The following is a 3,508-nucleotide window of genomic DNA, read 5'->3' as shown; positions in this document are numbered from 1 at the left end:
GCCACTCTTCTCTTCTCTCTTCTTTGGGATTGTAGCGAAAGACCACGGCATTGATCTCAGGCTGGTTAACAAGTTCAAACTGAGAATCATCATCAAGAATTAATGCTGTTTCTTTTGCTAAATCAATCGTATAGTCTATCATCTCGGCAAATATCTTTCTCCCTAAGGCTTGGAATGAGACAAACAACTTTAATGCATCAAATCGTCTAGTTGTCTGAATCGACTTAGTCACGAGATTCGGAATACCGGTTTTCTCATCATCTTCAGGATTTAAATAATCTGCATGAAGTTTAAGATAATCAAAATTTGCACTATCTCTTAATAAGAAGGCCCCACAACTAATTGGTTGATAAAATAATTTATGAAAATCAACAGTGATTGAGTCAGCGTGATCGATTCCTGCTAATTTTTGCTTGTGGTTCTCACTTAGCATCAACGCCGCTCCATACGCAGCATCGACGTGAAACCACATATGATGCTCATCAGCTATTCTCGCCAATTCATTAAGTGGGTCGATGCTTCCAAAATCGGTTGTTCCAGCAGTTGCAACCAAGGCAAATGGAAGGAGTTCCTCATCACTTGCTACCTTCAAGTGATGCTTTAAGCTTTCGATGGAAATACGCTGATGCTCATCCGTTTCAACCGGAATAACCGCTTGCTCTCCTAAGCCCAGTAAAAAAGCAGATTGACGAACGGTAAAATGCGCAGCTTCCGAGCAAAAGATTCGTAGTTTACTAGCTTCTAACGGGAGACCATTTCGCTGTGCATTCCAATTCAGTTCCTGTTGTAAGAAGCGGTCTCTAGCCAGTAATAATCCCATCAAATTAGATTGCGTACCACCACTTGTAAATACTCCATCAGCTCGATCTTCTTTAAAAAATAAATCGCTCAACATGCGCACCATTTTTTCTTCAACGATTGAAGCGGAAGCACTTTGATCCCACGAGTCCATTGATTGGTTCCCTCCGCTGATTAACACTTCTGCTGCAAGCGCTGAACTTAATGGCGGGCAATGAAGATGAGCCAAACATCTCGGGTTAGCAACTTGAATCGAATGWGCCACAATCGTTTCTCCCACCTTTTTTAATAGATTCTCAATGGAAGCCCCCTCTTCTGGTAACATCTCATTAAAAGATTCGTCGAATAGATGTTCAAACGTTTCAGGAACGAGTCCACTATAAGGCTTCTCATTAGTTGCATACTGCTCGACTAAAGCAGCCTCAGCCGACCTCATTGCCAATTGGTAGTAATCTATTCCTTCTGCTTGGTTATGTAGAAAATAGCGATCAAATCTATGTTGTTGTTCCGTAACTTGTGTAAATGGATATCGAAGGTCAACTTGACTTAGTCCCATTCTTTTACCTCCTGGTTGATCTTATTTTTAAGATAAAAGATAATGAAAATCATTATCACTAACTCTTGTTGGCTATGTTAGTTGAAATGATAATCATTGTCAATTAAGTTTGGGAATTCAGTAAGATTGTCACCCATTTATCAGTAAAAAACTCTTATTGCCCTCATTCACGTACTTTGGCACAGGACTTAACACACAAAAAAGAACGTATGATGAAATAGATTCAACACACGTTCTTTTTCTTATGCTAGATATGACTCTAAGCAGCCTCAGGTTAGTTAAATTTTAAAATCCAACTCTCTCTTGGTTCGTGACCACGAGTAATGATTTACCTTTATCTAACTCTTCTTCTAATTCATCCGCTTTGTCAGCTTCAAAGCCAATTTCTTTCATTTTCGCACGTAGCGTATCTCCTTTGCTACGGAAGACATTTTTTAAGGCTGTTCCGACGCCTGTTTCACTAACTCCGATCTTATTTGCATCAGTTTCTTTCCTCGTTCTTCTTTCATGGTCGTTATCATGCGAGAGTACATAGATATCATCATCCCTCACACCATCTTTTCTTAACTTGCCGATTGATTTTTCCATTGTTTCGTCGTTGTGGAATACTTTAAATAATGGTTTCAATTTCATTTCCTCCTCAAGTTGTTAAATCTTATAAGCTACTTTTAATGGCTTCTTAACATTTATGTACCCTTCCTCACTCATTCAAATCTCCAAATGTGAAAAATGAGAAAAAAGAAGGAGAAAAAAGGTTACTTATCAGTAACATTAAAAAAGCACCTGAAACCATTCAGGTGCTCCTTCTCCTTGTCAATCGTTTTAACTGTTCAACACTTTATCCATAACATCCTTTGTTCGTGGACCAAAGATACCGTCATTCGCTAAATCAGGAAAACGTTGTTGGAATTTAATTACGGCTGCTTTCGTTTYAGGTCCATAAATGCCATCTTCTGCAACATTGTAACTCATGTCGTTTAACCCTTTTTGGAGAGTCTTAACCGCTTCCCCACGACTTCCTTCTCTTAACACTTCATCTGCAAAACCAAATGTATTAAATTCTAAAGAAAGAGCTGCATGAGTTTTCGGACCGTATACCCCATCATTCACCAAGTCAGATTTTGACTTTTGGAAAGCAAGAACCGCCGTTTTGGTTTTCGGTCCATATACGCCATCCTCAGTTAGCTTTGATCCCACTTCTCTATTTAATGCACGTTGCATGATCTTAACATTCTCTCCTTTTGATCCTTCTTTTAATGTACCAGATTGGGATAGATCAAAAATGTACGGAATATTCTCCTGTGCCCCAACCCCTGCAGGAACACCAACCATTAACACTGAAGCTGTCAAAATCGCTGCCGATACTTTTTTCCATTTCTTCAAAGAAATCATCTCCCATAATAATTTATTCATTACGATAATAAGACGCGTGCCAAGTCGATAAAGTTTCAATTATTTTGAAATATTTATAAAACTTTGGATATTTGTAAGTGAGGTGAGAATTTTTCATCTATCCCAAAGTGAAATCAACGACTCATTGTGTAGGCGAAAGAAAAGAGGAAAAAATTATTCTCCATACCCAATTTTTTACCTTTACAATAGGATTTCTTGTTCTATAATAAAACAAGAAAGTGAGGTTTAAAGAACCATGTCATCATTATCCAATCTTACGAATCATTTTAAAGAGGATGCTTTACTACTTGCCGAGCAAGTGGTAGAGAATGTACTTGATAAGCTTCAACTAACSATCTCAACGGARGAACACAATACTGCCATTTCAATGTATACGACATTTATGTCATTTATAGGAGATACGCTTGAAAGTGGTGAAAAAGGCGTACCTACTGCCCTAATTGAATGGAGTAAACAAAATGCTGAAGCGATCGTCGTAGCTGAAGGGAATATTTCTGATATTATCGTTCGTTATCCACCTACACGGGAAGTATTTGCTGAATTGGTAGAAGAACTTAGTAGTCAATTTGAACTCTCTTTACATGACTCCTTATATGTCTTCACACGCATTAATGAAATGCTCGATATTAGTTTAGATGAAACAGTGATTGCTTACGAGCGTTTAACTGAAAAATATAAAAAAGAAATGCAAAAGGAAATGGAGGAGCTCTCCTCTCCTATCGTTCCAGTGAGGGAAGGCAT

General features: G+C 38.2%; 3 protein-coding genes and 1 pseudogene. 1 reads left to right on the top strand and 3 read right to left on the bottom strand.

Annotated features, from left to right (window positions below):
* The 3 genes from AB685_RS28670 to AB685_RS32465 form a co-directional block, all read right to left on the bottom strand.
* Window positions 1–1,354: aspartate aminotransferase family protein (locus AB685_RS28670; protein ID WP_053073995.1), on the bottom strand; the 1,354-nt coding region annotated here is incomplete at its 3' end.
* A 285-nt stretch (window positions 1,355–1,639) separates the two neighbouring features.
* The gene (locus tag AB685_RS28665; protein ID WP_047974011.1) at window positions 1,640–1,981 is read right to left on the bottom strand and encodes a general stress protein; all 342 of its coding nucleotides are present in this window, start codon (window positions 1,979–1,981) and stop codon (window positions 1,640–1,642) included.
* Between the two features lie 195 nt (window positions 1,982–2,176).
* Window positions 2,177–2,767 (bottom strand): peptidoglycan-binding protein, encoded by a 591-nt coding sequence (locus tag AB685_RS32465; protein ID WP_082153814.1) that lies wholly within the window; start codon window positions 2,765–2,767, stop codon window positions 2,177–2,179.
* A gap of 235 nt (window positions 2,768–3,002) precedes the next feature.
* On the opposite strand from AB685_RS32465, the pseudogene AB685_RS28655 reads away from it, so the two are divergent.
* Window positions 3,003–3,508: pseudogene (locus tag AB685_RS28655) on the top strand (STAS domain-containing protein); the annotation flags it as partial.

The sequence above is a fragment of the Bacillus sp. LL01 genome (assembly GCF_001037965.1).
Note: the sequence above shows the minus strand (reverse complement) of the source record. Positions and strands in the feature narration are given on the sequence as shown.